Raw genomic sequence first — 26,454 nt, 5'->3', positions numbered from 1 at the left:
ATGGGCCGGGTCCAAGGTTACGCTAACGGCTATGAATAGCCCCATCCTGATCGCCTGCTCACACGGCACCTCGAGCACCGAGGGCGCCGCCGAAGTCAACGCCCTCCGGGACGGGATCGCCGCGCTGCGGCCCGGACTCGACGTCCGCGAGGCCTACGTCGACGTCCAGGACCCCGAGCTGCCGGACGTCGTCGCGGGCCTGCCGGCGGGGGAGACCGCCGTCGTCGTCCCGCTGCTGCTCAGCGTCGGGTACCACGTCAAGGTGGACATCGCCCGGGCCGTCAAGAGCCGCCCGGACACCCGCGCCGCCGCGCCGCTGGGGCCCGATCCGCGGCTCGCGGCGCTGCTGGACCAGCGGCTCCGGGAGGCCGGCGTGACCGACAACGACGCCGTGATCCTTGCCGCTGCCGGGTCCTCCGACCCCACCGCCGCGCAGAATGTCGAGGTCCTCACGGAGCAGTTGCGCGCGCTGCGGTCCAACCGGATCGTGCCGGCCTACGGCGCGTCCGCGAAGCCGTCGGTGCCCGAGGCCGTGGCCATGCTCCGCGAGGAGGCCGCGGGCGGCGCCGGCGCGGGGGAGTCCGCCGGGGCCGTGGACCTGGGCGGACGTGTGGTCATCGCCGCCTACCTGCTGGCTCCGGGGTTCTTCCACGACCAGCTCCACAAGGCCGGCGCGGACCTCGTCACGGCGGCGCTGCTGCCGTCGCCGGTGCTGGCCGAAATCGCGCTGGAACGCTACGACGCCGCGCTCGCGGCCCGCGCCTGACCCGCGCCTGGCGCGTACCCGCCCATGCACACGACCCGCGCCACTTCAAGGCTCGCCGACGCTTCGTGACGATTTGTTGCCCTAGGTGACCTCGCATTTCCGGACCTTTGTGACGGCATTACAGCCCGCCCTACAGTCGATGCATGACTGATACAGCTCTAGCCGGAGCGTCCCCGGACCAGGCTGCCGCAGGCCGCACCAAGCGCCCCACCTCCCGCCCCGCCGCAAAGCCGCACGGGCAGTGGAAGGTGGACGGCACCGCGCCGCTGAACGCCAACGAAACCTGGAAGCAGGAAGACAACGGCCTGAACGTCCGCGAGCGTATCGAGTCCGTCTACTCCAAGCACGGCTTCGACTCGATCGAGGGCACGGACCTGCACGGCCGCTTCCGCTGGTGGGGCCTCTACACCCAGCGCAAGCCCGGGATCGACGGCGGCAAGACCGCCACGCTTGAGCCGCACGAGCTCGAGGACAAGTACTTCATGCTGCGGGTCAGGATCGACGGCGGCGCCCTCACCACCGAGCAGCTGCGCGTCATCGGCCAGATCTCCGTCGATTTCGCCCGCGACTCGGCCGACCTCACCGACCGCCAGAACATCCAGCTGCACTGGATCCGGGTCGAGGACGTCCCGGAAATCTGGCGCCGCCTCGAATCGGTGGACCTGTCCACCACGGAGGCCTGCGGCGACGTACCGCGCGTCATCCTCGGCTCCCCGGTCGCCGGCATCGCCAAGGACGAGATCATCGACCCGACGCCGCTGATCCACGAACTAGCCGAACGCTTCATCGGCGACCCGGAGCTGGCCAACTTGCCGCGCAAGTTCAAGACCGCCATCACCGGCCACCCCAGCCAGGACGTGGTGCACGAGATCAACGACGTCGCCCTGGTGGGCCTGGTCCACCCGGAACTGGGCATCGGCTACGACCTCTGGGTCGGCGGCGCGCTCTCCACCAACCCGATGCTGGGCAAGCGCCTCGGCGCGTTCGTCCGGCCGGACCAGGCCGCCGACGTCTGGCTCGGCGTCACCAGCATCTTCCGCGACTACGGCTACCGGCGCATGCGCACCAAGGCCCGGCTGAAGTTCCTGCTGGCCGACTGGGGACCGGTGAAGTTCCGCCAGGTCCTCGAGGACGAATACCTCGGCTACAAGCTCGACGACGGCCCGGCCGCGCCCAAGCCCTCCACCCCGGGCGACCACATCGGCGTGCACGAGCAGAAGGACGGTAAGTTCTTCATCGGCGCCACCCCGCTCGCCGGACGCCTCTCCGGCGGCCAGCTCGTGAAGCTCGCGGACACGCTGGAGGCCCGCGGCTCGCAGCGGCTGCGCACCACCCCGCACCAGAAGCTCGTCGTCCTCGACGTGCCCAAGGACCAGGTGGAACCGCTCGTCGCCGAACTCGACGCCCTGGGCCTCTCCGCCCGCCCGTCCGTGTTCCGCCGCGGCACCATCGCCTGCACCGGCATCGAATACTGCAAGCTCGCCATCGTCGAAACCAAGGTCACGGCCGCCACCGCGGTCGCCGAGCTGGAACGCCGCCTCGCCGACCTGGTCGAGACCCGGCAGCTCCCGCAGGCACTGTCGCTGCACATCAACGGCTGCCCCAACTCCTGCGCCCGGATTCAGACCGCGGACATCGGCCTCAAGGGCATGATGCTCCCCACGCCCGACGGCGACCCCACTCCCGGTTTCCAGGTCCACCTCGGCGGCGGGCTGGCTTCCGACAGCCGCGAGGAGGCCGGTCTCGGACGCACCGTCCGCGGCCTCAAGGTCACCGCCGAGGACCTGCCCGATTACGTCGAACGCGTAGTCCGGAAGTTCGTGGCCGACCACTCCGCGGGCCAGACCTTCGCCGAATGGGCCTTCGCGGCCGATGAGGGTGATCTGCAGTGAGCAACGTTCAGCCGCTGGCAGGCGTTGCCGCCCAGGGAGTGGCATCGGGCCTGTCGAAGCCGCGCGCTGAGCTGATCGAAGATCAGCAGCGCGGCGAAGGGGCGGGGGCGGCATCGCCTGCCAACGGCCCCGTTGCGCTTCGCACCCACGACGAGCTCAAGGTCATCGCCGAGTCCGGCGCCGCCGAGCTCGGCTGGGACGCCCCGGCCCGCGAGGTGATCGCCTGGGTGGCGCGGAACTTCGAGCTGCCCGCGGTCGCCGTCGCCTGCTCCATGGCCGACGCCGTCCTCCCGGCGCTCGTCGCGGACCAGCTCCCCGGCGTCGACGTCCTCTTCCTGGAGACCGGATACCACTTCCCGGAAACCTACGCGACGCGCAATGAGGTCGCGGCGAGCCTTCACGTCAACGTCGTCGACGTGCTGCCGGAGAACACCGTGGAGCAGCAGGACCGGCTCCTCGGCAAGGACCTCTTCGCCCGCGACGCCGCCCAGTGCTGCGCGCTGCGCAAGGTCGCCCCGCTGCGCCGAACGCTGGCCGGCTACGAACTCTGGTTCACCGGCGTCCGCCGCGACGAGGCCCCCACCCGCACCAACACCCCGCTGGTCACCTGGGACGACGTCAACGGCCTGGTCAAGGTCAACCCGGTCGCGGCCTGGAGCTTCGACCAGCTGGTCCAGTACTCCGACGACAACCTTCTCCCCGTCAACCCGCTGCTTTCACAGGGCTACCCGTCCATTGGCTGCCAGCCCTGCACCCGCAAGGTGGCGCCCGGCGACGACCCCCGCGCCGGCCGCTGGGCAGGAACCGACAAGACAGAATGCGGACTACACGTATGAGCAATGTTGAGACTTTCGTGGCCGTCGACCCCGATGCCGCCCCCGCCCCTTCGCGGGACGGCGATGCTGCAAGCAGCATCGCGTCCCGCTCCGACAGGCCCGATGCCACTCCCTGGGCGGCATCGGGGTCGACGGCGGACGCTCGCCTGAGCTCCCCGGCCCGCCTCTCGTCGCTGGACACCTTGGAGTCGGAAGCGATCCACATCATCCGCGAGGTTGTTGCCGAGTTTGAGAAGCCGGCGCTGCTGTTCTCCGGCGGCAAGGATTCCGTGGTGATGTTGCACCTGGCCACCAAGGCGTTCTGGCCCGGCAAGGTGCCGTTCCCCGTGCTGCACGTGGACACCGGGCACAACTTCCCCGAGGTCATCGAGTTCCGCGATCGGACCGTGGAGCGCCTGGGACTGAAGCTCGTCGTCGGCAGCGTCCAGGAGTTCATCGACTCCGGCGAGCTGGCCGAGCGTGCCGACGGCACCCGCAACCCGCTGCAGACCGTCCCGCTGCTGGACGCGATCCAGCGCAACAAATTCGACGCCGTCTTCGGCGGCGGCCGCCGCGACGAGGACAAGGCCCGGGCCAAGGAACGCATCCTGAGCCTGCGCGACGAGTTCGGCCAGTGGGACCCCCGCAACCAGCGGCCCGAGCTGTGGAACCTCTACAACGGCCGGCACACCGTGGGCCAGCACGTCCGCGCGTTCCCGATCAGCAACTGGACCGAACTCGACGTCTGGCGCTACATCGAGCGCGAAAACATCGACCTGCCCGGCCTCTACTACGCCCACGACCGCGAGGTCTTTGCCCGTGACGGCATGTGGCGCGCGGTCGGCGAGGTCTCCCAGCCCCGCGACACCGAACAGGTCATCACCAAGACCGTCCGCTACCGGACCGTCGGCGACATGTCCTGCACCGGCGCCGTGGAATCGGCCGCCGCCACCGTGCGCGACGTCGTGATCGAAGTTGCCGCCTCCACCATCACCGAACGTGGCGCCACCCGGGCGGATGACCGCATCTCCGAGGCCGCCATGGAAGACCGCAAGAAGGATGGCTATTTCTAATGAGCACCGAAATCGACACCGCCCGCGCGGCTGCCCTTCTTGACGAGGCGCCCCTGGCCCATGCCTCCCTGTTCCGTTTCGCGACTGCCGGATCGGTCGACGACGGCAAGTCCACCCTGGTGGGCCGGCTCCTGCACGACTCCAAGGCGATCCTCGCCGACCAGCTCGACGCCGTCGCTCGCACCTCCGCGGACCGCGGCTTCGGCGGTGCCGGCGCGGCCGTCGGCCCCAACGGGAAACAGCGGATTGACCTGGCGCTGCTCACCGACGGCCTGCGCGCCGAGCGGGAACAGGGAATCACCATCGACGTCGCCTACCGCTACTTCGCCACGGACCGCCGCAGCTTCATCCTCGCCGACTGCCCCGGGCACGTGCAGTACACCAAGAACACGGTGACCGGCGCGTCCACCGCGGACGCCGTCGTCGTGCTCATCGACGCCCGCAAGGGTGTCCTCGAGCAGACCCGCCGGCACCTGTCCGTGCTGCAGCTGCTGCGCGTGGCGCACGTGATTGTCGCCGTGAACAAGATCGACCTGGTGGACTTCAGCGAGGCCGTGTTCCGTGAGATCGAAGCCGACGTGCAGAAGGTGGGCCGCGAGCTCGGCCTCGGTGCGGACGGCATTGCCGATCTGCTGGTAATTCCGGTGTCCGCGCTCGACGGCGACAACGTCGTGGACCGCTCGGGCCGCACGCCCTGGTACGACGGCCCGGCCCTGCTCGAGGTCCTGGAGACGCTGCCGGCCGCGGACGAGCTCGAAAGCCACCTGGAGAGCTTTCGTTTCCCGGTGCAGCTGGTGGTCCGGCCGCAGGGCGCGCTCGCTCCCGACGCCGTCGCCGCCGGGCTCGACGTCGAGGGCTACCGCGACTACCGCGCCTACGCCGGCCAGATCACCGAAGGCTCCGTGAAGCTCGGGGACAAGGTCAGCGTCCTCACCCCGGGCCAGGCGCCGCGCACCACCACGGTGACCGGCATCGACTTCGCGGGACGACGGCTCACCGAGGCCGTGGCCCCGCAGTCCGTGGCCCTGCGCCTGGCGGACGAGTTCGACGTCGCCCGCGGGGACACGATTGCCGCGGCCGGCACCATCCGGGAAGCCTCGGCCGACCTGTACGCCGCGCTGTGCTGGCTCTCGCCGAAACCGCTCCGCGAGGGCGCCAAGGTGCTGGTCAAGCACGGCACCCGCACGGTCCAGGCCCTGGTCCGGAACGTGACCGGAAAGCTGGACCTCGCCAACTTCCAGCTCGAGCCCACCACCACCCTGGAGCTCAACGACATTGGGCATGCCCAGCTGCGGCTCGCCGCGCCGCTGCCGCTGGAGAACTACCTGCACCACCGCCGCACCGGGGCGTTCCTGGTGATCGACCCGCAGGACGGCAACACCCTCGCCGCCGGCCTCGTCAAGGACCACCCCGGCGACCACGAGGACGAGCGCTACTCGATCTGAGGCCCGCTCGGGGCATACCCCCGAAATCGCCGGAGACGCTCGAGCTCGCAGGCAAACTTACGGCGAGCCCGCACGTTTCCGGCGAAGTCGCCGTCGGAGGCCCTTGCCACCCGGCCGGCGGACCACGATCATCGTGGTGGGAGGCGCCGTGGAAGTCATCAACAGCCGGCTCATCAGCTGGGCGTCGATCCTCGATGACAAGACCCGCGAACAGGCCCTGGCCACGGCGCAGCTGTCCATCATCTATCCGCATCTGGCGCTGATGCCGGACGCCCACCTGGGCCTGGGCGCCACCGTGGGATCCGTCATCCCCACCCTCGGCGCCGTCATCCCCGCGGCTGTGGGCGTGGACATCGGCTGCGGCATGATCGCGGTCCGCACGCAGTACTCCGTGAAGGACCTGCCCAAGGACCGCAAACCGCTGCGGGAGGGCCTTGAGCATGCCGTTCCGCTGTCCGCCGGCCACTTCAACCACAGGATCAGCGCCACCGCCGCACCGCGGATTGACCAGCTGCGGCGCCTGGCGGTCAAGGCGCGGTTCGACCCCGGCCAGTACGCCGCGAACTGGACGCTGCAACTGGGATCGCTGGGCTCGGGCAACCACTTCATCGAGGTGTGCGCGGATGAGACGGACGCCGTCTGGCTGTTCCTCCATTCCGGCTCCCGCGGCGTCGGCAACAAACTCGCGCAGCGGCACATCGGCGAGGCCCGCAGCCTGATCCGGAGCCGGCACATCGCCCTGCCGCATCCCGACCTGGCCTACCTCGAGGAAGGCACCCCCGAATTCGACCGGTACATCAGGGAACTCCGCTGGGCCCAGCACTTCGCCCTGCTGAACCGCGAGGAGATGATGGACCGGGTGGTCCGGCAGTTTGAATCCTGGACCGGCGGCACGGTCCGGGAGGCCGAACGGATCAACTGCCACCACAACTTCACCGCCAAGGAATGGCATTACGGCAAGTCGGTCTGGGTCTCGCGCAAGGGCGCGATCCGGGCCGAGGCCGGGGACCCCGGGCTGATTCCCGGCTCCATGGGCACCGCGTCCTACGTTGTGGTCGGGTTGGGGAACCGCGAGTCCCTGAACTCCTCGCCGCACGGCGCCGGGCGCGCCTACTCCAGGCACGCCGCGCAGAAGACCTTTACCCTGGCCGAGCTGAAGGCCGCCATGCAGGGCATCGAATTCCGGCCCAGCAAGGCCTTCATCGACGAGATCCCGGCGGCGTACAAACCCATCGACCAGGTGATGCGCGACTCCGCGGACCTTGTCAAGATACGGCACAGGCTCCGGCAGCTCGTCAACGTTAAGGGCGATTAAACCGCAATAAATCCGCTGTAAAGCCCGGATGCGGGCCCGCATGTGACGCTGCATGAACCCGCGTGACCCCGGGTTTCCGGGCCGTTGAACCGTGTTCCTGACAGTCCCTATGGTGAAGCAATGACAACCACGGAACTGATCTCCTTTGGCCTCGCCAGCCGGGTACCCCGGGGGCGATGTCGCCGACGCTGACCACCCGCCCGGCCACCCCCGCACTCCCAAGAACAGGACCTCCCTCATGTCATCCCCGTCGAACACCCCCACCCCCGGCCAGGCCCCCGGAACTACCCGGATCGTCGCTGGCGAATCAGCCGAGCCCAAGCGCAAGCGCACACTGGAGATCAGCCTGGCTGTCGGCCTTGTGCTGCTGATCGCCGCCGGCGCCGCCGTCGCGTCCACGCTGTCCCGCAACAACGAAGCCGCCGCTGCGCCGGTCGCCGCCGCGGGCACCCCGGCTGCCGAACTCAAACTCGGCTACTTCGGGAACATCACCCACGCCCCGGCCCTCATCGGCACCAGCCAGGGCTTGATCGCGAAGAGCCTCGGCGACACCAAGCTCAGCACCCAGGTCTTCAACGCCGGGCCCGCCGCGATCGAAGCCCTCAACGCCGGCGCCATCGACGCCACCTACATCGGCCCCAACCCGGCCATCAATTCCTACGTCAAGAGCAACGGCGAATCGATCAGCATCATCGCCGGCGCAGCGTCCGGCGGGGCGCAGCTGGTGGTCAAACCCGAGATCAACTCGGCCGCGGATCTGGCGGGCAAGAAGCTCGCGACCCCGCAGCTCGGCGGCACCCAGGACGTGGCCCTCCGCGCCTGGCTCGGCAAGCAGGGCTACCAGACCACCACCGACGGCGGCGGCGACGTCGCCATCAACCCCACCGAGAACGCCCAGACCCTGAAACTGTTCCAGGACGGAAAGCTCGACGGCGCGTGGCTCCCGGAGCCCTGGGCCTCCCGCCTGATGCTCCAGGCCGGCGCGAAGGTCCTTGTCGATGAGAAGGACCTGTGGGAGAAGGGCGAGTTCATCACCACCGTCCTGATCGTCAACAAGAACTTCGCCGCCGCGCACCCCGAGACAGTCAAGGCGCTGCTGAAGGGCCACGTTGAATCCGTGGACTGGCTCAACGCCGCCCCCGCGGCGGAGAAGTCCACGGCCCTCAACGCCGCGCTCAAGGACTCTGCCGGTGCCGCCCTGCCCGCTGACGTGATCGACCGTTCGCTCAAGAACATCGTCTTCACCGTCGACCCGCTCGCCGGAACGTACCAGAAGCTGCTCCAGGACGGCGTCGACGCCGGCACCACCAAACAGGCCGACATCACCGGCATCTTCGACCTCACGGCCCTGAACAGCGTCCTCGGCGAGAGCACCACGGGAACGAAGATCTCCGCGCAGGGACTGGGCCAGGACTAGCCGGTCCTTCCCCAGCCCGCCAACAGAAGTAAGGACGTGACCATGCCAGTCGTACTGGAAAACCTGGGCAAGCGCTTCGGCGACGGCGCCCCGGTGCTGGACGACGTCAACGCCACCATCGGGCAGGGCGAGTTCGTCGCCCTGCTCGGTGCGTCCGGCTGCGGCAAGTCCACCCTGCTGAACATCATGGCGGGACTGGAGGCCCCGACGTCGGGCGCCCTCGAGGTGCCCAGCGACGGCGCCGCGTTTATGTTCCAGGACGCCGCACTGTTCCCCTGGCTGACCGCGCGGGAGAACATCGAACTGGCCCTGAAGCTGCGCGGCGTCGGCAAGGCCGAGCGCCGGGTCAAGTCCGGCGAACTGCTGGACCTCGTGCACCTGGGCGGCGCGGGGGACAAGCGCCCGCACGAGCTCTCCGGCGGCATGCGCCAGCGCGTCGCCCTAGCCCGCTCGCTCGCCCAGGACCGGCAGCTGCTGCTGATGGACGAGCCGTTCGCGGCCCTGGACGCGATCACCCGCGACCTGCTGCACGACGAGCTCGAGCGGATCTGGAAAGAAACCGGCCGCACCATCGTCTTCGTCACCCACAACGTGCGCGAGGCCGTCCGGCTGGGCCAGCGCGTGCTGCTGCTCTCCTCCCGGCCCGGCCGCGTCGTGCGGGAATGGCACGTCAGCGAAGAGCACCGCACCGACGCCGGACTGGCCGGCCAGCTCACCGGCGAAATCACCGCCCGGCTACGCGAGGAGATCCGCCGCCATGCCAAATAAACCAACGTCGCTGGTGGAACCCGCCGAGACCCGCCACATCACCGCGGCCCTGACCCGGTCCTCGACCGGCCCGTCCGACCTGCGCGAGCTTGAGGCCGGGCTGGATTCGCTGCAGTCCGACGCCGTGCGCAGGGCCCGCGTCGACTGGAGCCGGGTCCTGCTGCCGGTGGCCGCCATTGTGGTGCTGCTGATCATCTGGCAGCTGTACGTGTCCATGGGCTTCAAGCGGCAGGACCTTGTGCCCGGTCCGCTGGATGTACTCGGCCAGCTGGGTACCCTCTGGGCCGACGGGAAGCTGCAGGAAGCGGTGTGGACCTCGCTGCAGCGCGGGCTCGTCGGGTTCCTGATAAGCGTGGCCATCGCGACCCCGGTCGGGCTCCTGCTCGCCCAGGTCGCGCCGCTGCGCCGCGCGTTCGGCCCGCTGATCTCCGGGCTGCAGGTGCTGCCGTCCGTGGCGTGGGTGCCGGCGGCGATCATCTGGTTCGGCCTCACGGATGCCACCGTGTACTTCGTGGTGTTCATGGGCGCCATCCCCTCGATCATCAACGGGCTGATCTCCGGCGTGGACCAGATCCCGCCGCAGTACCGCAGCGTCGGGACGGTCCTGGGCGCGTCCCGGCTCCAGCTGGCCCTGCAGATCATCCTCCCGGCTGCGCTGCCCGGCTACCTCAGCGGACTCAAGCAGGGCTGGGCCTTCTCCTGGCGTTCGCTGATGGCCGCGGAAATCATTGCCGTCGGCGGCTCCATCGGCTTCGGCCTGGGCTCCATGCTGAACCAGGGCCGCGACCTGTCCGACATGACGATCGTGATGGCCGCGATCCTGCTGATCCTCGCCGTCGGCATCCTGATCGAACTGCTGTTTTTCGCCCCGATCGAAAAGCGCCTGCTCCGCCGTCGTGGCCTCCTCGCCGGCAGCACCCGCTAGCCACCCCCGGCGCAAGCCGACAGGAGGCCCCGACGGCGACCACCGCCGCCGGGGCCTGCTGCGTCTGGCAGACTGACGGCATGACCGTGAGCTTCGTCTGCCGCACCGAATCCGTTCTGCCGAGGGAGCAGCTGTTCGACCGGGCGCGGAGCATCGACGCGCATGTGGAGACGATGGCGGCCTCGGGGGAGCGCGCCGTGGCCGGGGTAACCGAAGGGCTCATCGGCGCCGGCGAGGAAGTCACCTGGCGGGCCCGGCACTTCGGCGTCCCCCTGACCATGACCAGCCGCGTGACCCGCCTCGACTACCCGGCCTCGTTCGTGGACGAACAAGTGCAGGGCCCCTTCAAGGCGTTCCGCCACGTCCACGAGTTCGCGGCAACCGACGCCGGCTCGGTCATGACCGACCGGATTGAGTTCTCGGCACCCTTTGGACCCGTGGGCTGGCTGGTCGAGCGGGTCATCCTGCGCCGCTATCTGGAACGCCTTATTGCCGGGCGCGGTGCCCTCCTCGCGACGCCTTGTCCGGACCCCGGCACCGGCCTACACTCGCGGCTATAGGCCGGTATCCGGCCGATCCAGCCCAAATCTGAGGAGACAGCCGTGGCGCCAAAATACGGAGTGCTGGCACTGGTCGAAGCCAAGCCCGGGAAGGAGCAGGACGTCTGGGACTTCCTCAACGGAGGCCGCGAGATCGTCCTGGCCGAACCCGGCACCCGGACCTGGTACGCCTTCCGGGTCAACGAGAACACGTTCGGCATCTTCGACACCTTTGACACCGAGGAGGACCGGCAGGCCCACCTCGACGGCGCGATCCCCGCCGCCCTGGGCCAGCACGGGCCCGAGCTGCTAACCAAGGACCCCGACATCAAACTCATCGAGCTCATTGCGGTGAAGTAGGCCCATCGCCACCCGGCCGCCTGCCATGCGGGGGCACATTGACACGGACACGCCGTCGTTTGAGCCCGCAGCGGCTGATCCGGCCGTCAAAGTGCCCCCGGACGGCGAATGGGCGCCACCCGGGGTGCCTGTCCGGGCCGCCGACGGACCGCGACAACTATGTGACGTGGCGTTACCCCGCGTGAACGGGTGTTTCCGCACCGTTGTTCCGGCCCATGCCGCCGCCCTATCGTCGATGCATGGCAATTCAGGACATTTACCCCACGGCGCTGCGCCTCCTCGGCCGCCCCGTGCTGGTCGTCGGCGGCGGCCCGGTCGCCGCACGCCGCGCCAAGGGACTGCTCGACGCCGGCGCCCGTGTCACCGTCGTCGCGCCCCTCGCCTGCCCGGCCCTGACCGGCCTCGCCGACGCCGGCCTCCTCGCCTGGGAGCCCCGCACCTACCGCACGGCCGACGTCGACGGCGTCTGGTTCGTCCAGACCGCGACCGGCGACGCCGCCGTGGACGCGCAGGTATCGGCCGACGCCGAGGCGCAGCGGATCTGGTGCGTCAACGCCTCCGACCACGAGGCCTCCGCCGCCTGGACACCCGCCGTCGCCGTCGTCGATGACGTCAAGATCGCCGTGAACGCCGGGGGAGACCCGCGCCGCGCCATGGCCCTGCGCGACGCCGTCGCCACCGCCCTGGAAACCGGGGACCTGCCGCTGCGCCGGCAACGCCCATCCACATCCGCCGGCACCGTCGCGCTTGTCGGCGGCGGCCCCGGCGACAGCGGGCTCATCACCGTCCGCGGCCGGCGGCTGCTGGGCCAGGCCGACGTGGTCGTCGCGGACCGCCTGGGCCCGCGCGAGCTCCTGGCCGAACTGGCCCCCGACGTCCGCGTGATCGAGGTCGGCAAGACCCCCGGCCACCACCCCGTCCCGCAGTCCGAGATCAACCGGATCCTGGTCGACGAGGCCCTGCAGGGACACCGCGTGGTCCGGCTCAAGGGCGGCGACCCGTACGTCTTGGGCCGCGGCGGAGAGGAAGCCGAGTTCTGCCGGCAGCACGGTGTCGAAGTTGAAGTGGTTTCCGGCGTCACCTCCGCCATCTCCGTCCCGGCCGCGGCCGGCATCCCGGTCACGCACCGCGGGCTGGCCAAGGGCTTCAGCGTGGTCACCGGCCACGAGGAGCTCTCCGAAGTCCCCGCCCGTGCCGACCACACCGTGATCCTGCTCATGGGCGTGGGCCAGCTGCGCGATTCCGCGGCCTCGCTGGGACGCGCCGGTTTGCCAGCGGGGACGCCTGTTGGCATCGTAGAGAATGGTTATCTGCCGAACCAGCGGGTGACCATCGGAACGCTCGGGACCATCGCGGACCAGGCGGAGGCCGCAGGCGTCGCGAACCCCGCCGTGATCGTGATCGGTGACGTGGTCCGCGTCAGCCCGTTCGCACCGTCGCACTTCAAGACCGCGGACTACGGCACCACCTCCCCGAACGCCCCCCGCACCACCAGCACCACCCAGACCACCAAGACCACAAAGACCACCAAGACCACCAAGTCCCGCGTACTGACCCCCTAGACCCGCACCGCCCCCAAGCCCCGTCGATTGCTCCGTAACTGCCGTTATCAGGCCCCAAAAGGGCGGTTGTGGAGCAACGGATGCAGAAGAACAAAGGAACACAGCCGTGTCAACGAACACCCCTGTAGGAACTGCTGCCCGCCCGCTGCGCATCGCCGTCGTCGGCTCCGGACCCGCCGGTGTCTACGCCGCGGACATCCTGACCAAGAGCGAGGCCGTCAAGAGCGGCGAGCTCACGGTCAGCATCGACCTGTTCGACCGCTACCCGGCGCCCTACGGACTGATCCGCTACGGCGTGGCCCCGGACCACCCGCGCATCAAGGGCATCGTCAACGCCCTGCACAAGGTCCTGGACCGGGGGGACATCCGCTTCTTCGGCAACGTCGACTACGGCACGGACCTCTCCCTCGAGGACCTCCGCACCCACTACGACGCCGTCATCTTCGCCACCGGCGCCATCAAGGACGCGGACCTGAACATCCCCGGCATCGAACTCGAGGGCTCCTACGGCGGCGCGGACTTCGTCTCCTGGTACGACGGGCACCCGGACGTCTCCCGCGAGTGGCCGCTGGAGGCCAAGGAAATCGCCGTGATCGGCAACGGCAACGTCGCCCTCGACGTCGCCCGGATGCTCTCCAAGCACGCCGACGACCTCCTGGTCTCGGAAATCCCGGACAACGTCTACGCCGGCCTCAAGTCCTCGCCGGTCACCGACGTGCACGTCTTCGGCCGCCGCGGCCCCGCCCAAGTGAAGTTCACCCCGCTGGAGCTGCGCGAGCTGTCCCACTCCAAGGACGTGGACATCATCCTCTACGCCGAGGACTTCGAGTTCGACGCCGAATCGGACCGGCAGATCCAGAGCAACAACCAGACCAAGACCATGGTGGGCACACTCACCAACTGGATCGCCCAGCAGCCCGAGGACCTCTCCGAGCTCACGGCCTCCCGCCGCCTGCACCTGCACTTCCTGCACAGCCCGGTCGAGGTGTACGACGACGCCGAGGCCCCCGGCCGCGTCGCCGGCATCAAGTTCGAGCGCACCGAACTGGACGGCACGGGCCGCGCCCGCGGCACCGGCGAGGTCGTCGACTACCCGGTCCAGGCCGTGTACCGCGCCATCGGCTACTTCGGCTCGTCGCTGCCCGAGGTCGAGTTCGACCACAGCAAGGGTGTTGTCCCGAACGACGGCGGCCGCGTCCTGGATTCGTCCGGGGCCCACGTGCCGGGCATCTACGCCACCGGCTGGATCAAGCGCGGCCCGGTCGGCCTGATCGGGCACACCAAGGGCGATGCCCTGGAGACTGTGACCTACCTGCTCGAGGACCGCGCAAACCTGCCGCTCGCCGCGGCACCCGCCCCGGAGACGATCGTCGAACTGCTGGTGAACCGCGGCGTGCAGTACACCAGCTGGGAAGGCTGGCTCGCCCTGGACGCGCACGAGCGGTCCCTCGGCGAGAAGGCCAGCGGCGGCGCCGGCACGGACGGCCTCGCCCGCGAACGCATCAAAGTGGTCCCGCGCGAGGCCATGGTGGAAATCTCCCGCGGCGGCGTGGCCGCAGAGGTCTGATCCCCGCACGCACAGGCACCGCCCGAGCAGGCACCGCACCACCACACACCACCAACCAGCAACGCGGGGTCACTTCGCGCCCATCCCGGAGGGGACTACGGGCCGCGAATGACCTCGCGTTTCTGGTGCGTGGCGGAAAGCCGGTTTTAGTCAGTAGGCTTACCGTCATGGATGAGCAGCACATGCCGGCAGCCCCCGGACCAGGAACGGGCCGATGAGGCTCCGGCGCAGCAACGCGTCCGGCCGCGGCTACCGCCGGGTCCCGGCCGGGACCGGCTTCAGCTACAAGGACCTGGACGGCTCCACGCTGCCGCCCGGGCCGGTGCGCGAGCGGCTGGAGGGCATCGGCATCCCGCCGGCGTGGACGGATGTCTGGATTGCGCCGTACGACAACGGACACATCCAGGCCACCGGGCTCGACGCCGTCGGCCGGCGCCAGTACATCTACCACCCGGGCTGGCGCGAAAAGAAGGACCGGCTCAAGTTCGACCGCGCCCTCCAGCTGGCCGAAACCCTGCCCGCCGCGCGCCGGCTCGTCACCATGGACCTGCGCTCCGAGGGCCTCACCCGGGAGCGCGTGCTGGCCGCCGCCTTCAGGATGCTGGACAGCGGCTCGCTGCGGGTCGGCTCCGAGCGGTACACAAATGAAAACGGCAGCCACGGCCTCGCCACCCTGCTCTGCGCCCACGTCGGCGTGCACAAGGACGAGATCCGGCTCAGCTTCCCCGCCAAGAGCGGCAAGACCTGGGAATCGCGGATCCACGACGCCGACCTGGCCGCCGTCGTGCGCCAGCTCAAGCGCCGCGGCGGCAACGCCCGGCTGCTGGCCTACAAGGACGGCCGGAGCTGGCGCCCGGTCTCCAGCGCGGACATCAACGACTACGTCAAAGAGCGCACCGGCCAGGACTTCACCGCCAAGGACTTCCGCACCCTACGCGGGACGGTGGCCGCGGCCGCCAGCCTGGCGAAGAGCGGTCCGCAGCCCAAGGTCTCTGCCCGGAAGCGGGCGGTGAGCCGCGCCATGCTGGACGCGTCCGATGTGCTTGGCAACACGCCGTCGATCGCCCGGAAGAGCTACGTGGATCCGCGGGTGCTGGACCACTTCTCCGCGGGGGAGACCATCGATCCGAAACGGGTGGACTCCGCCGAATCCGAGGTCCGGGCCTTGCTGTACCAAGAGGGCGACGTCGTTCCGCTGCGGAAGGCCGCGGGGTAGCTGCCGGGCCGGACGACGTCCGGCTACATCCGTCCGAAGCGTGCCCGGACCAGCGCGAACAGCCCGTAGGCGATGAAGCCCGCCCCGATTGCCAGCAGCAGGACGGGGCCGAAAGGGTGGTCCTGCAGGGCTTTCAGGCTGCCGTCCAGTCCCGTGGACGAACCGGGATCGTTGGTGGCTGCGGCGATGACAAACAGCAGGCCCGTCAGGATCAGCGCCACCCCCTTGGCGATGTGGCCGGTGACGCCCAGGCCGCTGATCAGCCGGCCCCGGCGCATCCCCTCAAAGTGGCGCAGCTCCTCCTTGAACTTCTTTCCCGCGCCCTTGACGATGAAGTACACGCCGATCCCGATGATGGTCAGGCCCAGGCCGATCAGCGCCGGCACCCCCAAGGGGCTGCGGACCAGGGCGGTGCTGAAGTCCCGGGTCGAGTCGCCCGAATCGCCCCGGTTGCCCAGCGCGAAGCCCGCGAAGCTGAGCCCCACGCTGCCGTAGGCGATGCTGAGGAAGCCGGAGGACACGAGCTTGCCGAGCCGCTGCCGGCGCGGGAAATGCCTGGCCCGCAGCGTCGCCTCGCTCAGCTGCCACAGGGAGAGCCCGGCGCAGGCGATGAATCCCGCCCACATGACCGCAGGCCCCCAGGCGTTGGCCGCGAGCTGTTCGATCGCCCCGGTCGGCTCGGCCTGACCCGGGGCGCCCAGCACCAGGGCCACCGCAATCGCGCCGATCACGATGTGCAGCAGCGCCATCACGGCAAAGCCGGAGCGGGCGACGACGTCGAGCGCCGCACTGTCCGAGACGGACTCCGCGGCGTCGGCAGCGTCGCCGGCGGCCGCGCCGAGGGTCTCGCCAAGGGCTCCGCCCGGGGTTTCGCCGGACGCGCCGGACGCGCCGGACGTGGCGCCGGGGGTCTCGCCGCGGGCTCCGCGGGACGCTTGCTGGCCGTGTGGCCCCGGTGATTCCATGCCGCCGAGTCTACGCAGGGGAGAGCGCGTCCCCGGAACTATCAACTTTTTCATAAGTGTGCTTACTATAGCCGGAACGTGACCCTCCGTGGGCCACGGCTGTTCCGGATTCGAACTCAGACGATAGGAAGCTCAACATGGCAGGAAATCTTGTTGCCCGATCCATCCACGACCTGACGGCGGGTGCCTGGTTCGGCGGTTCGCTGATGGGCGCCATTGGCCTGAACGGGGCGACGGCGGAAGCCAAGGATCCGGCCGAACGCACCCGGCTGTCGAGCCTGGGCTGGAAGAAATGGGCCCCGGTGCAGACGGCGGCTTTCGGCGCGCACTTGCTCTCAGGCCTCGCGATCATGTGGGAAAACAAGGGCCGGATGGCCAAGCAGGACGGCGTCGTGCGCCTCAGCGTCATCAAGTCTGTCGTCACCCTCGCCGGTGCAGGCGTGAGCCTGTACGCCGGACTCCAGGGCGCCAAGGTGGACAAGCTGGCCAGCGAAGGTGCCAGGGGCGCCACCGAGCCCAAGCCCGGCGCCTCCGAGGAACTCCGCTCCGCACAGCAGCAGCTGAAGATCCTGCAGTGGGCCATCCCGGTCTTTGCCGGCACGGTGATTGTCCTCGGCGCCAAGCACGGCGAAATGCAGCGTCCCAAAAACGTCTTCGCGGGCCTCGCACGCTAAACCGATCACGCTGACCGCGCACGCGGGACCCGCCCGCTAACCGCGAGCTAACAGCAGGTCAGCGCGAGCACAACAAAAGGCCTCCGCACCGGTATCCCGGTGCGGAGGCCTTGTGCTGGGCGGGGCAGCTACTGTTGGATCCACTCCGCGCAGGAGTTCAGGTTCCGGTGCACGCTCTCGACGGCGGCCGTTTCGTCGTGCGCGGCGATGGCGTCGACGAGGTCGTCGTGACCTTCGTGCGGGAGGCCGTTGAAGCCGGCGCGGCCCTGCTGCCGGAGCAGGTCGGCGTGGAAGACGACGCCGAAGCTGACGTATAGCTCGTGCAGCAGCGGGTTGCCCGAGGCCTGCGCCACGAGGACATGGAATTCCCAGTCCGCCCGGGCCCAGCCGGCGTAGTCCTCGGCGAGCCAGGCGACGCGGCGGGCCTCCAGCAGTCCTCGCATCGCCTCGACGTCGTCGGCGGTGGCGTGGCGGGCCGCGAGCCGGGCGGCCTGGGTGTCCAGACCGACCCGGACCTCCAGGATGTGAACCTGCGAGTGGTCCCGGTACATGCGCTGGGCGGCGCCGGAGATTTCGCTCGTGGCGCGGACATAGGTGCCGTCCCCGCGCCGGACCTCCAGCATGCCGCTGTGGGCGAGGGCCTTGATCGCCTCGCGCAGGGTGCCGCGCGAGATTCCGAGCACGGCCATCAGCTCGGGTTCGGCCGGGATCCGCTGCTGCAGGGGCCACTCGCCCGAATGGATCAGCTCCCGCAGCTTGGCAGTGATCTCCTCCACCAGCGGCGGCCGGTGCGATGTGGTGAGCGTCATGACTGTTCCCGTCCAGCTGAGATCTGGGTGGACGCCCCGGCAGGCTGCGGCTCCGCGGGCTTTGGTTCGGCAGGCCCCGGTTCCGGCGGCCGGGGAACCTTGGGCTTGGCGGTCAGCAGGTGTCCGACGGCGATCTGGCCCAGGGCGACGGCCAGCAGCAGGATCAACGGCAGCGTCCAGGAGCCGGTGGCGCTGTGCAGCAGCCCCATGCCGAAGGGGCCGAGCGTCGCCAGCAGGTACCCCGCGGACTGCGCCACCGTGGACAGTGCGGTGGTTTCGGCGGTGGTGCGGCCGCTGCGGCTGATCATCACCATCACCAGCGGGAAGATCCCCAGCCCGAAGCCGAGCAGCACCGCGGTCAGCGGCGCCCAGGAGAGCGGCAGGACGAGCATGGACAGGACGCCCACGGCCATCGTGACCGTGGCGAGGTAGAAGGCGGTGCGCCGCATCCGGGGGCGCGAGCCGATCGCGACGAGCACCATGCCGGCCGGGACGGAAACCAGCTGCATCAGGCCGAACATCAGCCCGCTCCCGGAGGCTGTCATGCCCAGGGTGACCAGCATGTAGGGGAACCAGCTCAGCACGGCGTAGGCCAGCAGGGCCTGGACCGTGAAGCCGAGCGTGATCAGCATGCCCGTGCGGGTCCGCAGCAGGGGCCAGGGGGACACCCGGCCGGCCTTGACCGCGGGCGCGTTGCGGTGGGCGTGCAGCGCGATCGGCAGGAAGCCGAGGCAGGCGCCGAGCGCCAGGAATCCGATCGCCCCGACGCCGGCGGAGGGCGAGCCGAGCTGCTGCGCCACCGGGACGATCAGCACGGCCACCACGGTGGCGCCCGTCGTCATGGTCACGGTATACAGCGCCGTCATCAGCGACGTCCGGTGCGCGAAGTGGACCCGGATGAAGGACGGCATCGCCACGTTGCAGATCGCCAGCCCGGACATCCCGACGACGGTGCCCGCCATCAGCATGCCGGTGGAGGGGATCCCGCGGACCAGCAGCCCGGCCGCGAGCAGCACCAGGGAGAGCAGGATCGCCTTCTCGAGCCCGAGCAGCCGGGTGAGCCACGAGGTGGCGGCGCCGGCCACGGCGAAGCACAGCGTCGGAATCGAGGGGATGACGGCGGCGATCAGCGGCCCGTAGCCCAGGACCGCCTGCAGGTCATGCAGAAGCGCGGCGGCGCCGGTGATCCCGGCGCGCAGGTTGAGCCCGATCAGGACGATCGCGACGACTCCGGCGATGACCACGCCGCGCGGTGCGCGCGCGTCGGCGGGACGTGCCGCGACGGCGGGACGTGCGGTCTGGGGAAGGGCGGACGCCGCCGTGCTGCTAGCCATTCCTAAAGGTTAGACGTTTGACGTTTGCACTTTAACCTTTAGTGGCGAATATCTCGACACATGACGCCCCCTGCGCCCCCGCGTTGCATCGCGGGGGCAGTTGCTGGCGGGGGTCAGTGGGCGTGCCGGGCCCGCAGGATCAGCTTGAACAGCTCGCCCAGGACCAGCAGCACCACGGCCGGGACGAGGCAGGCCAGCCACTGCTCGCCGTTGAGCGCCACGGTGCCGAACAGGTCCTGCAGCACCCGCATCTGGGTGATCAGCATGGAGCCGATGAAGGCCCACGCGAACGCCCAGAGCAGCTTCGGATTGGAGAAGGTGGAGGGCCCGAAGGCGCTCTCGGTGGGGTAGCGGAGGTTGAGGGCGACGGCGATGTTCATCAGCCCCAGGCCCACGATGGCCATGGTCTGGCCGATCTCGAGGGATCCATACGAGGTCTTGCCGATCTGCACGAGGACCAGCGTCGCGGCCGCCATGAACAGCCCGACGATGAACAGCCGCACCATCATCGACCGGACGATGATCGGCTCGTTGAAGGGCCGGGGCTTGCGGTCCATGATGCCCGGCGTCGCAAGGTCCAGGCCCATCACGGCGCCGATCGGGGCGACGATCGCCATGTGGATCCACAGCACCTGGGCCGGGCTGAGCAGCGCCGTGCCGGCAATCGCAAAGGCCGAGGACCCGATGAACGCCAGGATGAACATAAACAGGTTAGCGACCTGGATCCGGATGAACTTCTGCAGGTTGTCATACACCAGCCGGCCCTGCTCGACGGCGGTCACGATGGTGGCGAAGTTGTCGTCCGCCAGGATCATCTTGGCCGCGCCCTTGGCGACGTCGGTGCCGGTGATGCCCATCGCGATCCCGATGTCGGCGGCGGCGATGGCGGGTGCGTCGTTCACGCCGTCGCCGGTCATCGCGACGACGTTGCCCTTGCGCCTGAGCACCTCGACCAGCCGGACCTTGTGCTCGGGGGCCACCCGGGCGATCACGCCGATCCCGTCCACCTGGCTGTCGGCCTCCGTATCGCTCATCGCCGCGAACTCGGCACCGGTGACCGCCCGGCCCCGGATGCCCAGCTCGTCGGCGATCGCGGCCGCGGTGATGGCGTGGTCGCCGGTGATCATCCGGACCCGGATGCCGGCGTGCTTGGCCTTGGCGATGGCGGCGACGGCCTCGGCCCGCGGCGGGTCCACCTCGCCGATCAGCGCACAAATCTCCAGATCCTGCATCAGCGCCATGAGGTCGCCCGAGGGCTGGAAGGTCGCCGGGTCGAACTCGCGCTGCGCCAGGGCAAGCACCCGTCGGCCCTGGCTGGCAATCCGTTCGTTCGCGGCGAGCACCTTCGCCCGCATCTCCTCGGTGAGCAGCTCGGCGCGGCCGCCCGGCATCCGCCCGGACGAGGACCGGTTGAGCACAACGTCGGGCGCGCCCTTCACGTAGGCGCGGATCACGGGCCTGCCGTCGGCACCCGGCATTTGGTGGAACGTGGCCATGAACTTGTAGTCGGAGTCGAAGGGCACCAACGCCACCCGCGGGTTGTTCCGGCGGAACTCCCGGACGTCCACACCGCCCTTCTGCGCGAGCACGTACAGCGCCGCCTCGGTGGGGTCGCCGATCACCTCGCCGTCCTGGATATCGGAGTCGTTGCACAGCGCGCACGGGAACATCACATAGTCGAGGTTCTGCTCGGCGTCGCCGGTGGTCCGCTTGACCTGCCCGTCGAAGCTGTAGCCCTCGCCGCTGACCGTGTAGTGGTGCTGCACGGTCACGAACTCGCGCACCGTCATCTGGTTCAGCGTGAGGGTGCCGGTCTTGTCCGAGTTGATCGCCGACGTGGAGCCCAGGGTCTCGACCGCGGGAAGCACCTTCATGATGGCGTTCTTCTTGGCCATGTTGACCGAGCCCACGGACAGGATGGTGGTGACGACGGCGGGCAGCGCATCCGGGATGGAGCCGACGGCCAGCGCCACGCCGATCCCGAAGAGCACCGCGAAGGATTCGCCCTGGGCCAGGCCCATCACCACGATGGCGACGAAGGCGAAGAGCGCGGCGATGATGATGAAGATGGTGAGCCGGTCCACCTGCTTGGTGAGCGGGGTCTTCTCCACTTTCTGCCCGGACAGCATGTGGGCGATGTGTCCGACCTCCGAGCCCATGCCCGTGGTGGTCACCAGGATCTCGCCGTGGCCCCGGGTCACGTTGGTGTTCATGAACGCCATGTTGAGCCGGTCCCCGATGCCGACGTCGTGCCGGTTGATGGCCGCGGTGTCCTTCTCGACCGCGACGCTCTCGCCGGTCAGGGCGCCCTCCTCGATCTGGAGGGTCGCCGCCAGGATGATCCTGCCGTCGGCGGGGACCCGGTCACCGGCGTCGACCACCACAATGTCGCCGGGGACGATGTCCTCGGCGGCGATTTCGGCCATGTCGCCGTCGCGGCGCACCTTGGCCATCGCCTTCATCATCTGCCCCAAGGAAGCGGCGGCCTCTTCAGCCTTGCCTTCCTGGTGATATCCCAGCCACGCATTGAACAGTGTCAGGATGGCGAGCCCGATGGCGGTCCCGTATTCCGCGATCAGCAGGCTGACTAGCGCGGCGACCACGAGCACGATCTGCATGTAGTCCCGGTAGTGCTTGAAGAACCGTTTCCAGACCGGTTCCTGCTTCGCGGCGGCCAGGGCATTGGGGCCGTACTCCTGCAGCCGCTCCTGCGCCTCGGCTGCGCTCAATCCGCGGGCGGGGTCCACCCTCAGCTCGGCGGCCACCTCGGCGGGTGCGAGCGTATACCAGGGGGCGTCCGCCTCGGCCGGGGCCACTGCTGCCGCTGTTCCGGGATTGTCCTTCATGACTTGCTCCTCATCACGGCGCTGCTCAGAACGGGGTCGGGACGCGCCGCACCGCGAGGGTCGGCTCGCGGTAGTCGCCAGCCTTCTGGCGCTTCGGCAGTTCGACGTCGAGCCCCGGGTACGGCTCGTAGGGCACCTGGCTCAGCAGGTGGCTGATGATGTTCAGGCGGCCGCGCTTCTTGACGTCGTTGTTCGCGACGAACCAGGGTGCCCAGGCGGTGTCCGTCGCGGCGAACATGGCGTCCCTGGCCCGGGAGTAGTCGTACCACTTGCTGTAGGACTTCAGATCCATCGGCGAGAGCTTCCACGTTTTGCGAGGATCGTCCATGCGGCTTTGAAGCCGCCGGGTCTGCTCGTCCGCGCTGACCTCGAGCCAGTACTTCAGCAGGATGATGCCGGAGTCCACCATCGCCTTCTCCACCAGTGGAACCAGGTCGAGGAACTTCTCGGTCTGCTCCGGCGTGCAGAAGCCCATCACGGGCTCGACGCCGGCACGGTTGTACCAGCTGCGGTCGAAGATGACCACCTCGCCGGCCGCCGGGAAATGGTTCATGTAGCGCTGAAGGTACATCTGGGATTTTTCCCGGGCCGTCGGAGTGGGGAGCGCCACCACCCGGAATACCCGGGGGCTCACCCGTTCGACGATGCGCTTGATAGTGCCGCCCTTGCCGGCCGTGTCACGGCCCTCGAACACGATGCAGATCTTGGCTCCGGTGGACTTCACCCATTCCTGCAGGGCCACCAGCTCGCCCTGCAGGACGGCCATCTCCGCCTCGTACTCCTTGCGCGGCATCTTGGTCCGGGTCTCGTCCTCGGTGCCATTGTTGTTTTTCTTCTTGCCCACGATCGGCCTCCTAGTCGGGTACTTCCTAGGGCGGTTCAGGCAACCGCACCGCGACACCGACGGGACCGGCACTTTCGTCCGCGGGACGGGCGGAAGGGCGCGGGCACTTTGCGGGCACTCTCGTACAGCGTGCTGCCAATCCCAGTGTTGACCGTGGCTGAACCCGGGTCTACGGCACTAAGACCCTATTGAGGGGCCGCCCGCGGTGGACGGTCCGCACCGACAGACCCGCCGACAGGCGCGGCAGAGTCAGCGCGGGTGGCGGGCGCTCAGCCGCTGCACGGCCAGCGCGAGCCACAACTGCACCCGGTCCGCGGTCTGCGCCGGGTCGTAGCCGGTGAGCTCGGTGATCTGGGCCAGCCGGTAGCGGACCGTGTTCCGGTGCAGCGTGAGCTCCTCGGCGACGGCCGCCACCGAGCCGTTGTTGGTCAGGTAGCTCTCCAGCGTAGTCAGCAGCTCGGCGCCGTGGGTGGCGTCGAAGCTCCGGAGCGGGTTGAGGGACTCGTTCGCCATGTCCGCCAGCGGCACATCCTCGCTGGCCAGCAGCAGCGAGGTCAGGCTCAGCCGTTCGGGTTCATTCACCGGCAGGCCGTGGCTGGCCGCGTCGCGGGCCTCGAAGTAGCTCCAGCGCAGCCCGTTGGGCTTGGTGTAGGCGCCGCCGATCCCGATCGTGGCGTGGATCCCGGCCTCGGCCAGGTGGTCGCTGAGGCTCCGGGCCAGCGCACTGGCGCCGTGGCCGTCGTCGGGAATCACCACCACCAGATCCTTGCCGACGACGGCACTCACCGCCGTTTCCAGCGGCTGCGGCAGCGAGGACGTGCCCAACTGCTTGATGTGCGCGGCGGACTCGCCCAGCAGGACGACGTTCCGGCGGGTGCTGTTGACTCCGATGCCCGCGAGCCGCCGGGTGGCCTCGCTCGGTTCCAGGGTCCCGTGGATCACGTCCTCGAGGACCTGCCCGGCCAGGGCGCGCTGGGACTGGCGCTGCTTGACCATGTTGTTGAGCTCGACGCTGATCAGGTTCTGGGCGTAACCCACGATCCCCGAGTCCTCGAAGGGCTGCTTCACCCACAGCGTGCACGCGTCGCGGCGGCCGGTGGGAATCGGGAAGGACGCCCAGCCCTCGGCGCTCGGCGCGGGGTGGCCGGGCACGCTGTTGTAGAGCTGGGCGGTGAACTGGGTCAGCACGATGTCGGTGCGCAGCATCGACCCGAGGTGCTTGAGGAGTTCGGCGAGGCCGCCGCCGGTGAGCAGGGCGCGGGCGAGGATCTGGTGCCCGGCGATGAGCCGCTCCAGCTTGGTGAAGTGGTCCGCGGACTGGGCGTCCGCGACGAGCTTGCCGATCGCGATAAACGGCGTCTCGTACGGCACCTCCACCACCGGCAGCCCCCACCGGTTGGCCTCGGCGATCAGGGCCGGCGGCACGGCGTCGTGGGTCAGGCCGATCCCAAAGCCGATGCCCACAGCCCCGGCACGCTGGACCTGGCGGACGAAGCGGCGCTGCTCTGGGGCGCTCTTGAGCCGCATGCCGGTGGTGAGGATGAGTTCGCCGCCGTTGAGGAACCGCTGCGGGTCTTCCTGTTCGGTGACGGCCACCCAGACAATGTCCTGGTGCCAGGTGGTTTCCGCCAGGCCGGCCTTGGCGAGTTTGAGGGACGGCACCCCCAGCAGGGCAGCAAGTGAAATGGCCATGGATTCAGGATAACCACGGGCTGGGCAAGCGCACTAAAATATGGCGACAACGGTGTGCAGGTGACTATTCCCCGGGGTTGACCGGCTGGCATAGGCTCGGAGCAGTCTCATTGGGTCCTTTTCAGCGCGAAAGAGGTTGTACACCGTGGTTCAAACCTTGCAAAACTTCATCAACGGCGAGTTTGTCACTCCGGCCGGAAGCGGTGTCCTGGACATCGTCAACCCCACCAACGGCGAGGTCGTGGCGAAGTCGCCCGTCTCGGGCCAGGCCGACGTCGACGCCGCCATGACCGCCGCGAAGGATGCCTTCAAGAGCTGGAAGCACACGACGCCGGGGCAGCGCCAGCTGATGCTGCTCAAGCTCGCCGACGCCGTCGAGGCCAACAGCGACGAACTCGTCGAGGCCCAGCACCGCAACACCGGCCAGGTCCGGTCCCTGATCGCCTCCGAGGAAGTTGCCGCCGGCGCGGACCAGCTGCGCTTCTTCGCCGGCGCCGCCCGCATCATGGAGGGCAAGTCCGCCGGGGAGTACTTCGAGGGCCACACCTCCTACGTCCGGCGCGAACCCATCGGCGTCGTCGCCCAGGTCGCGCCCTGGAACTACCCGTTCCTGATGGCCATCTGGAAGATCGGCCCGGCCCTGGCCGCGGGCAACACCGTGGTGCTCAAACCCTCGGACACCACCCCGGAATCCACCCTCGTCCTGGCCCGCCTCGCCGGCGGGATCTTCCCGGCCGGCGTGCTCAACGTCGTCCTGGGCACCGGCGAGACCGGCGCCCTGATGGTGGAGCACAAAGTCCCCGGCCTGGTTTCCATCACCGGCTCCGTCCGGGCCGGCATCGCCGTTGCCTCCGGTGCCGCGAAGGGCCTCAAGCGCGCGCACCTGGAGCTCGGCGGCAAGGCGCCGGCCATTGTGTTCGCCGACGCCGACATCAAGAAGAGCGCCGCGGCCATTGCCGAGTTCGCCTTCTTCAACGCCGGCCAGGACTGCACCGCGATCACCCGCGTGCTGGTCCAGGATTCGGTGCACGACGACGTCGTCACCGCCATGGTCGAGCACACGAAGACCCTGCACACTGGCTCGCAGAACGATGAGGACAACTACTTCGGCCCACTGAACAACGTCAACCACTTCAAGGCGGTCACGTCCGTCGTCGAGCACCTGCCGGCGAACTGCAAGATCGAGACCGGCGGGCACCGGGCGGGGGAGAAGGGCTACTTCTTCGAGCCGACCATTGTCACCGGCGCCAAGCAGAGCGATGACATCGTGCAGAAGGAAACGTTCGGTCCGGTCATCACGGTGCAGAAGTTCAGCACCGAGGAGGAAGCGGTGGAGATGGCGAACGACGTCGACTACGCCCTCGCCTCCAGCGTCTGGACCACCAACCACGGCACGGCCATGCGCCTGAGCCGGGACCTGGACTTCGGCGCCGTCTGGATCAACACGCACATCCTCCTGACCGCCGAAATGCCGCACGGAGGGTTCAAGCAGTCCGGCTACGGCAAGGACCTCTCCATGTACGGCGTGGAGGACTACACCCGCATCAAGCACGTCATGAGTGCGCTGGACGCCTAGCGCAGTTGCATCCCCCGCTGGCACCGCACCGATGCACAGCTCCACCGCACACCC

22 protein-coding genes are annotated in these 26,454 nt (G+C 69.2%); 16 read left to right on the top strand and 6 right to left on the bottom strand.

The genetic code is table 11. The features are described from left to right. Window positions 1-31: 31 nt before the first annotated feature. From ACZYZ5_RS03185 to ACZYZ5_RS03120, 14 genes are all read left to right on the top strand, one after another. A complete protein-coding gene (locus ACZYZ5_RS03185) occupies window positions 32-766 on the top strand; it encodes a sirohydrochlorin chelatase (RefSeq protein ID WP_463899091.1) in 735 nt (244 codons plus the stop codon). A 143-nt stretch (window positions 767-909) separates the two neighbouring features. Further along, on the top strand, window positions 910-2,658 hold the full coding sequence (locus ACZYZ5_RS03180) for a nitrite/sulfite reductase (RefSeq protein WP_463899089.1): 1,749 nt from the start codon (window positions 910-912) through the stop codon (window positions 2,656-2,658). Window positions 2,659-2,822: 164 nt separating this feature from the next. Further along, a complete protein-coding gene (locus ACZYZ5_RS03175; RefSeq protein ID WP_463899236.1) occupies window positions 2,823-3,494 on the top strand; it encodes a phosphoadenylyl-sulfate reductase in 672 nt (223 codons plus the stop codon). Then, entirely contained in the window at window positions 3,491-4,546 is a 1,056-nt protein-coding gene (cysD, locus tag ACZYZ5_RS03170; RefSeq protein ID WP_463899087.1) for a sulfate adenylyltransferase subunit CysD, read from the top strand. Before ACZYZ5_RS03175 ends, cysD begins: the two co-directional genes overlap by 4 nt. Next, on the top strand, window positions 4,546-5,991 hold the full coding sequence (locus tag ACZYZ5_RS03165; RefSeq protein WP_463899085.1) for a sulfate adenylyltransferase subunit 1: 1,446 nt from the start codon (window positions 4,546-4,548) through the stop codon (window positions 5,989-5,991). The genes cysD and ACZYZ5_RS03165 overlap by 1 nt, the downstream gene beginning before the upstream one ends. 148 nt (window positions 5,992-6,139) lie before the next feature. Beyond that, window positions 6,140-7,306 carry an RtcB family protein gene (locus ACZYZ5_RS03160; RefSeq protein ID WP_463899235.1) on the top strand — a complete coding sequence of 389 codons (1,167 nt, stop codon included), beginning with the start codon at window positions 6,140-6,142 and terminating at the stop codon, window positions 7,304-7,306. A 238-nt stretch (window positions 7,307-7,544) separates the two neighbouring features. Then, window positions 7,545-8,723 (top strand): ABC transporter substrate-binding protein, encoded by a 1,179-nt coding sequence (locus ACZYZ5_RS03155; RefSeq protein ID WP_463899083.1) that lies wholly within the window; start codon window positions 7,545-7,547, stop codon window positions 8,721-8,723. 42 nt (window positions 8,724-8,765) lie between these two features. Further along, the gene (locus ACZYZ5_RS03150; RefSeq protein WP_463899081.1) at window positions 8,766-9,491 is read left to right on the top strand and encodes an ABC transporter ATP-binding protein; all 726 of its coding nucleotides are present in this window, start codon (window positions 8,766-8,768) and stop codon (window positions 9,489-9,491) included. Next, the gene (locus ACZYZ5_RS03145) at window positions 9,481-10,416 is read left to right on the top strand and encodes an ABC transporter permease (protein WP_463899079.1); all 936 of its coding nucleotides are present in this window, start codon (window positions 9,481-9,483) and stop codon (window positions 10,414-10,416) included. The genes ACZYZ5_RS03150 and ACZYZ5_RS03145 overlap by 11 nt, the downstream gene beginning before the upstream one ends. Window positions 10,417-10,496: 80 nt before the next feature. Beyond that, window positions 10,497-10,976 carry an SRPBCC family protein gene (locus ACZYZ5_RS03140; protein WP_463899077.1) on the top strand — a complete coding sequence of 160 codons (480 nt, stop codon included), beginning with the start codon at window positions 10,497-10,499 and terminating at the stop codon, window positions 10,974-10,976. A gap of 42 nt (window positions 10,977-11,018) precedes the next feature. Further along, window positions 11,019-11,315 carry a putative quinol monooxygenase gene (locus tag ACZYZ5_RS03135; RefSeq protein ID WP_463899075.1) on the top strand — a complete coding sequence of 99 codons (297 nt, stop codon included), beginning with the start codon at window positions 11,019-11,021 and terminating at the stop codon, window positions 11,313-11,315. Between the two features lie 239 nt (window positions 11,316-11,554). Further along, complete coding sequence (gene cobA / locus ACZYZ5_RS03130) at window positions 11,555-12,877, top strand: uroporphyrinogen-III C-methyltransferase (protein ID WP_463899073.1); 1,323 nt, start codon at window positions 11,555-11,557, stop codon at window positions 12,875-12,877. A gap of 106 nt (window positions 12,878-12,983) precedes the next feature. Then, window positions 12,984-14,444 carry an FAD-dependent oxidoreductase gene (locus ACZYZ5_RS03125; protein ID WP_463899071.1) on the top strand — a complete coding sequence of 487 codons (1,461 nt, stop codon included), beginning with the start codon at window positions 12,984-12,986 and terminating at the stop codon, window positions 14,442-14,444. Window positions 14,445-14,658: 214 nt separating this feature from the next. Beyond that, window positions 14,659-15,660 (top strand): DNA topoisomerase IB, encoded by a 1,002-nt coding sequence (locus ACZYZ5_RS03120; protein WP_463899069.1) that lies wholly within the window; start codon window positions 14,659-14,661, stop codon window positions 15,658-15,660. 23 nt (window positions 15,661-15,683) lie between these two features. On the opposite strand, the gene ACZYZ5_RS03115 is transcribed toward ACZYZ5_RS03120, so the two are convergent. Then, the gene (locus ACZYZ5_RS03115) at window positions 15,684-16,625 is read right to left on the bottom strand and encodes a DUF1206 domain-containing protein (RefSeq protein WP_463899067.1); all 942 of its coding nucleotides are present in this window, start codon (window positions 16,623-16,625) and stop codon (window positions 15,684-15,686) included. A gap of 137 nt (window positions 16,626-16,762) precedes the next feature. On the opposite strand from ACZYZ5_RS03115, the gene ACZYZ5_RS03110 reads away from it, so the two are divergent. After that, window positions 16,763-17,299, top strand: a complete 537-nt coding sequence (locus ACZYZ5_RS03110; RefSeq protein ID WP_463899065.1) for a hypothetical protein — start codon at window positions 16,763-16,765, stop codon at window positions 17,297-17,299. A 128-nt stretch (window positions 17,300-17,427) separates the two neighbouring features. Here ACZYZ5_RS03110 and ACZYZ5_RS03105 read toward each other — a convergent pair whose 3' ends face one another. The 5 genes from ACZYZ5_RS03105 to ACZYZ5_RS03085 form a co-directional block, all read right to left on the bottom strand. Beyond that, the gene (locus ACZYZ5_RS03105) at window positions 17,428-18,108 is read right to left on the bottom strand and encodes a FadR/GntR family transcriptional regulator (RefSeq protein ID WP_463899063.1); all 681 of its coding nucleotides are present in this window, start codon (window positions 18,106-18,108) and stop codon (window positions 17,428-17,430) included. Next, complete coding sequence (locus tag ACZYZ5_RS03100) at window positions 18,105-19,442, bottom strand: MFS transporter (protein ID WP_463899061.1); 1,338 nt, start codon at window positions 19,440-19,442, stop codon at window positions 18,105-18,107. Before ACZYZ5_RS03100 ends, ACZYZ5_RS03105 begins: the two co-directional genes overlap by 4 nt. 113 nt (window positions 19,443-19,555) lie before the next feature. Then, window positions 19,556-22,288, bottom strand: a complete 2,733-nt coding sequence (locus ACZYZ5_RS03095) for a cation-translocating P-type ATPase (RefSeq protein ID WP_463899059.1) — start codon at window positions 22,286-22,288, stop codon at window positions 19,556-19,558. A 25-nt stretch (window positions 22,289-22,313) separates the two neighbouring features. Next, window positions 22,314-23,132, bottom strand: coding sequence for a polyphosphate kinase 2 (gene ppk2, locus ACZYZ5_RS03090; protein ID WP_463899057.1), 819 nt, complete (start codon window positions 23,130-23,132; stop codon window positions 22,314-22,316). A 249-nt stretch (window positions 23,133-23,381) separates the two neighbouring features. Further along, the gene (locus ACZYZ5_RS03085; RefSeq protein WP_463899055.1) at window positions 23,382-24,824 is read right to left on the bottom strand and encodes a PucR family transcriptional regulator; all 1,443 of its coding nucleotides are present in this window, start codon (window positions 24,822-24,824) and stop codon (window positions 23,382-23,384) included. Between the two features lie 145 nt (window positions 24,825-24,969). Between ACZYZ5_RS03085 and ACZYZ5_RS03080 the strand changes: the two genes are divergently transcribed. Further along, window positions 24,970-26,400: a gamma-aminobutyraldehyde dehydrogenase gene (locus ACZYZ5_RS03080; protein WP_463899053.1), complete on the top strand. Its 1,431-nt coding sequence runs from the start codon at window positions 24,970-24,972 to the stop codon at window positions 26,398-26,400. Window positions 26,401-26,454: the final 54 nt, after the last annotated feature.

Source organism: Pseudarthrobacter ribosi (assembly GCF_055412865.1).
The sequence above is the reverse complement of the archived record's forward strand: the minus strand, read 5'-3'. Positions and strand labels throughout refer to the sequence as shown.

Excerpts from the sequence above, each read along its gene's own strand:
- ACZYZ5_RS03115 (WP_463899067.1), bottom strand. The coding sequence starts at position 16,625 with ATGGAATCACCGGGGCCACACGGCCAGCAAGCGTCCCGCGGAGCCCGC.
- ACZYZ5_RS03110 (WP_463899065.1), top strand. The coding sequence starts at position 16,763 with ATGGCAGGAAATCTTGTTGCCCGATCCATCCACGACCTGACGGCGGGT.
- ACZYZ5_RS03095 (WP_463899059.1), bottom strand. The coding sequence starts at position 22,288 with ATGAAGGACAATCCCGGAACAGCGGCAGCAGTGGCCCCGGCCGAGGCG.
- ACZYZ5_RS03145 (WP_463899079.1), top strand. The coding sequence starts at position 9,481 with ATGCCAAATAAACCAACGTCGCTGGTGGAACCCGCCGAGACCCGCCAC.
- ACZYZ5_RS03140 (WP_463899077.1), top strand. The coding sequence starts at position 10,497 with ATGACCGTGAGCTTCGTCTGCCGCACCGAATCCGTTCTGCCGAGGGAG.
- cysD (WP_463899087.1), top strand. The coding sequence starts at position 3,491 with ATGAGCAATGTTGAGACTTTCGTGGCCGTCGACCCCGATGCCGCCCCC.
- ACZYZ5_RS03185 (WP_463899091.1), top strand. The coding sequence starts at position 32 with ATGAATAGCCCCATCCTGATCGCCTGCTCACACGGCACCTCGAGCACC.
- ACZYZ5_RS03100 (WP_463899061.1), bottom strand. The coding sequence starts at position 19,442 with ATGGCTAGCAGCACGGCGGCGTCCGCCCTTCCCCAGACCGCACGTCCC.
- ACZYZ5_RS03105 (WP_463899063.1), bottom strand. The coding sequence starts at position 18,108 with ATGACGCTCACCACATCGCACCGGCCGCCGCTGGTGGAGGAGATCACT.
- ACZYZ5_RS03120 (WP_463899069.1), top strand. The coding sequence starts at position 14,659 with ATGAGGCTCCGGCGCAGCAACGCGTCCGGCCGCGGCTACCGCCGGGTC.
- ACZYZ5_RS03085 (WP_463899055.1), bottom strand. The coding sequence starts at position 24,824 with ATGGCCATTTCACTTGCTGCCCTGCTGGGGGTGCCGTCCCTCAAACTC.
- ACZYZ5_RS03150 (WP_463899081.1), top strand. The coding sequence starts at position 8,766 with ATGCCAGTCGTACTGGAAAACCTGGGCAAGCGCTTCGGCGACGGCGCC.
- ACZYZ5_RS03180 (WP_463899089.1), top strand. The coding sequence starts at position 910 with ATGACTGATACAGCTCTAGCCGGAGCGTCCCCGGACCAGGCTGCCGCA.
- cobA (WP_463899073.1), top strand. The coding sequence starts at position 11,555 with ATGGCAATTCAGGACATTTACCCCACGGCGCTGCGCCTCCTCGGCCGC.
- ACZYZ5_RS03155 (WP_463899083.1), top strand. The coding sequence starts at position 7,545 with ATGTCATCCCCGTCGAACACCCCCACCCCCGGCCAGGCCCCCGGAACT.
- ACZYZ5_RS03165 (WP_463899085.1), top strand. The coding sequence starts at position 4,546 with ATGAGCACCGAAATCGACACCGCCCGCGCGGCTGCCCTTCTTGACGAG.